Source organism: Natronospira sp., assembly GCF_007134575.1.
Lineage (GTDB): Bacteria > Pseudomonadota > Gammaproteobacteria > Natronospirales > Natronospiraceae > Natronospira > Natronospira elongata.
Genome location: NZ_SLKM01000167.1, coordinates 1 through 3,418, shown reverse-complemented (window position 1 = coordinate 3,418; position 3,418 = coordinate 1). Strand labels below are relative to the sequence as shown.

General features: G+C 34.5%; 4 protein-coding genes. All 4 read right to left on the bottom strand.

From position 1 onward, the window contains the following. Window positions 1-144 precede the first annotated feature (144 nt). Entirely contained in the window at window positions 145-780 is a 636-nt protein-coding gene (locus ACJWXQ_RS06600; RefSeq protein WP_406672422.1) for a hypothetical protein, read from the bottom strand. Further along, window positions 777-1,592 (bottom strand): hypothetical protein, encoded by an 816-nt coding sequence (locus ACJWXQ_RS06595; protein ID WP_406672421.1) that lies wholly within the window; start codon window positions 1,590-1,592, stop codon window positions 777-779. The genes ACJWXQ_RS06600 and ACJWXQ_RS06595 overlap by 4 nt, the downstream gene beginning before the upstream one ends. A 71-nt stretch (window positions 1,593-1,663) precedes the next feature. Continuing rightward, entirely contained in the window at window positions 1,664-3,106 is a 1,443-nt protein-coding gene (locus tag ACJWXQ_RS06590) for a hypothetical protein (RefSeq protein ID WP_406672420.1), read from the bottom strand. 22 nt (window positions 3,107-3,128) lie between these two features. Next, on the bottom strand, window positions 3,129-3,418 hold a 290-nt coding region (locus tag ACJWXQ_RS06585), incomplete at its 5' end, for a hypothetical protein (protein WP_406672419.1).

The following is a 3,418-nucleotide window of genomic DNA, read 5'->3' as shown; positions in this document are numbered from 1 at the left end:
GTAATCCCTCTGTATTTCTTTTTTACAAGATCCAGTTGTGCCTTATTAATCCAGTATTGTATATCGTCTGAATTAAGTTTAAGTGCTTCCCCAAACTGGTTCATTTGTTGTCCAAAAGCGTACTGCATTTCTCTTGCGTTCATATTATTCCTGTGCTCTTGGGGCTATAATTTGAAGTATTTTATTTGATGCTATATTTACTATTTCCAGATGTGTGTGTTCAGGAAGACTTGTAAATTCTGTAGATTCATTTCCAATTAATGCAATTTTTTCGGGTGTTTTCACATATGTAAAGCTAATATTATCATTGGTGGATAATTGATCAGTAGCATTTCCAATAACCAATACACTATCTCCTTCTATTAATAGAGGATACTCTCTGAAAAGAGGACTATTAAATTCTGTTTCAATATAATCTTTTATCCCTTTTGGTTCAAGTTTTCTGTTATTTTTCCATGTACCGTTAGAATTTGTTCTTGAAAAAATGTAATAAAGGTAATCATTTGGCAAATCACCTTTAATAGTATTCGGAAGATAAGACACGGTAACTATATTTGCCAAATTATTTGTCTTTATTAATGTCCGAATATTTTCATTTACAAACTGACTTTCTACATTTCTTTCCTCATTTTTTATATTGCTGTATTGCATTTTGATATAATCCTTTACAGCTTCATTTAAGAAATAATCTATTTCTTCAGGAAGAAAGTCATCGTTTATGTTTGACCCAATTTTTTGAGTCTCCAGGTTAACACCTATATGTAATTCTAAATATGTCAACTATTTTTTTTAGCTTCTTGCAGTTTAGCCTTTAGTGTAGTAATGGTGCTTGAATTCTTCTTATCATTAAAATATTTAACTGTTTCATCAAGATCATTTCCAAGCTTTTCATCAATGAAATAATATTGATTTCCAATTTTTCTTATAATTGAATACGTTACCATTTCAGCAATGTCTGCTTTTGTCTGAAGATGTTTATCAGTAATAATAACAAAAAATCGTTCTGGATCATTTTCAATTTCATCATCCAATAGATTTTGTTTTTGTTTTAATGACATGTTGTTTGGATCTGAATCTGTAAGAAGACGTACCATTCTGTCTATCTTATCTTCATCGTCTCCAAGAAGAATAAATTGTTCATAAGCTTTTTTCTTAAAGCTTACTTTAACATTTTCCTTAGTTGTTGCTACTTCAGGATCATATATATAAAATTGATATCTGGAATTATCCAACATTTCTTCACGATCATTAGCTACATGAGGATGTTTTTTAATCCATTGATAAATAATATAGTCGTATAAATTATATGGTTCATCATCTTTTGATTTACCCACATTTAATACGACTCCATCTGTAGGAACTTCTACTCTTATGTTAGCCCAAAATTCTCTTAAAATCTTGGGAAAATCTTTTTCATCAGGGTCCATCCCTAAGTGAGCAGATACGAGTTTTTTTTCTTCGTCTTTTTCTAATCCTTTTAATGGTCCTTGTCCAACGTAAACACTGGAAAGAATTTTTTTAGCATTAGCGACTACTGGAGCTGGAAGGTGACTTTTTGTTTCCCTTCTTCTTATATGTACTTCGTGACTCATTTGCTTTGTTTTTTTGTTTTAGTTAAAAAAATAAGTGGTGAATATTCCATCACCACTTAATAATATTTATTTTATGCAATTACACATCTCATATCAAGTGACGTATCAAATCTCTTCAGTACTATACCAGCTACTTTCAAGAAGTGAACACTGCAACCATCAATGTCTGTTGCCCGAAGGTCATTACCAGGATATCCTTGCGGAATTGTTGATCCTGCTACTGCCCATCGAAGCAGCTCTCTATTTTTACGTGTAACCATTTGCAGGTTTGGCTCTCCATTGTAGTTACTTTGATCTACAAAGACCATTCTGTAACTTTCAAGAGGCAATCCTGATCTTGGATGTTTTCTGCTTGCCTGTGCTACTGCACCATGATCAAACAGAGGCACTTTAACAACACGTACTACGTGTCCGTCAATATGCTCATATGTTGTAAAGAATCCAGTAAGAGAGAGATTTCTTCCTGAACCGCTTACAAATTTACCATCATTAAACTGACGATAGTTTGTAGCTCCTACTTCAGTCTTCATAGCCGTATCAAACTCATCAGCTCCACCAATACCTGTGTACAGTGTAACTTGTTTGTTTTGACCATCCGTCATTCCATAGAAAATATCTCTTACAACATTTTTAATTTTTTCTGTAGTAAGAACAGAATACGTTTCTTTGTTCTGAATTTGCTCAAGAAGACCTGGACCAATAATAACTGGTTGTCCGTTTTCATCAAGCATATTCGTTACTCCTTTTTCATTGTAAGACTGCTCACCGTACCAGTAGTACATTTCACATTCTTCTTTCCATTGGAGCATGTATTGCCATTCTTCAAAATCAATCCAGTACTTGCTTGTTCCACCACTTTTTGTCGGTAGTCCAATTTCCATTACTGTATGTTTTGCATTACCAGACATCTGGTAAGATTTTCTAATTGTAGTCAGCTTATGACGTATTCTTGCAGGTGCTTCCCAGTTACTTGCGTTTCCTCTTGACCAATCAAGACCAACAGCCGCAAATAAACTTCCAAATTGACTTCCTGCTTGTACATCAGATGCTGGCATCGTTGCACTTGGGTCAGGACTCACAAGACGAACTTGATAATCCCAATTACTTCCGTTGGGAGTAGGTTCACTCATAATTCGAGCTTGCACACCTGTTTTAGAAACAAGAATGTAGTCTTTAATGAACCACTTGTCTGGGAATGTCAATTTAAATAGGGTTCCACCTTTACCAAGATCGGAGGTATTAGAAGGAGTTACAGCAAGAGGTCGAGTTTTTCTAAGACGTGTCATCACATCATACTCATATTCAAGCTGTTCAATGCTTCGTACATTACCTACACCTTCAGTCAGCATAGATAATGGGAAACGTTGATCTTCCTTACCACCAAGAAACGTCAAAAGAGGACTAAGTTTCTCTGGCTGTGTTAACAGCGCTTGAGAGATACTTGCAACGTCAGACTTTTGCTGATCGTTGTATTTTGTTCTCTTTGCGTATATTCTAGGTTCTGGGTTTGCCATTATTTTATTTTATGTTTTAAGGTTAAATTTCGCCAAGCTCTTCGAATGTTTGTGAGGTATTTGTTTCTTTCTTTTTATTTACTTTAGCAGACTTCATTCTTTCTCTGAGCGTTTTTGCATTTTCATCTTTTGCTTTTCTGCTCACTATATCCGAAAGATTAAATCCTTTAAATAGTAAATAGTCTACAGCAAGTCTTGTTTCAAGATCTGCATTTTCATGAGCCAGCATTGCTTTTGATTTACCATCTTCAACGGGTGTTGCCAGGTATTCAAAAAATGCATTCTTATCTTTACTTGGAACTTTAAACCCTT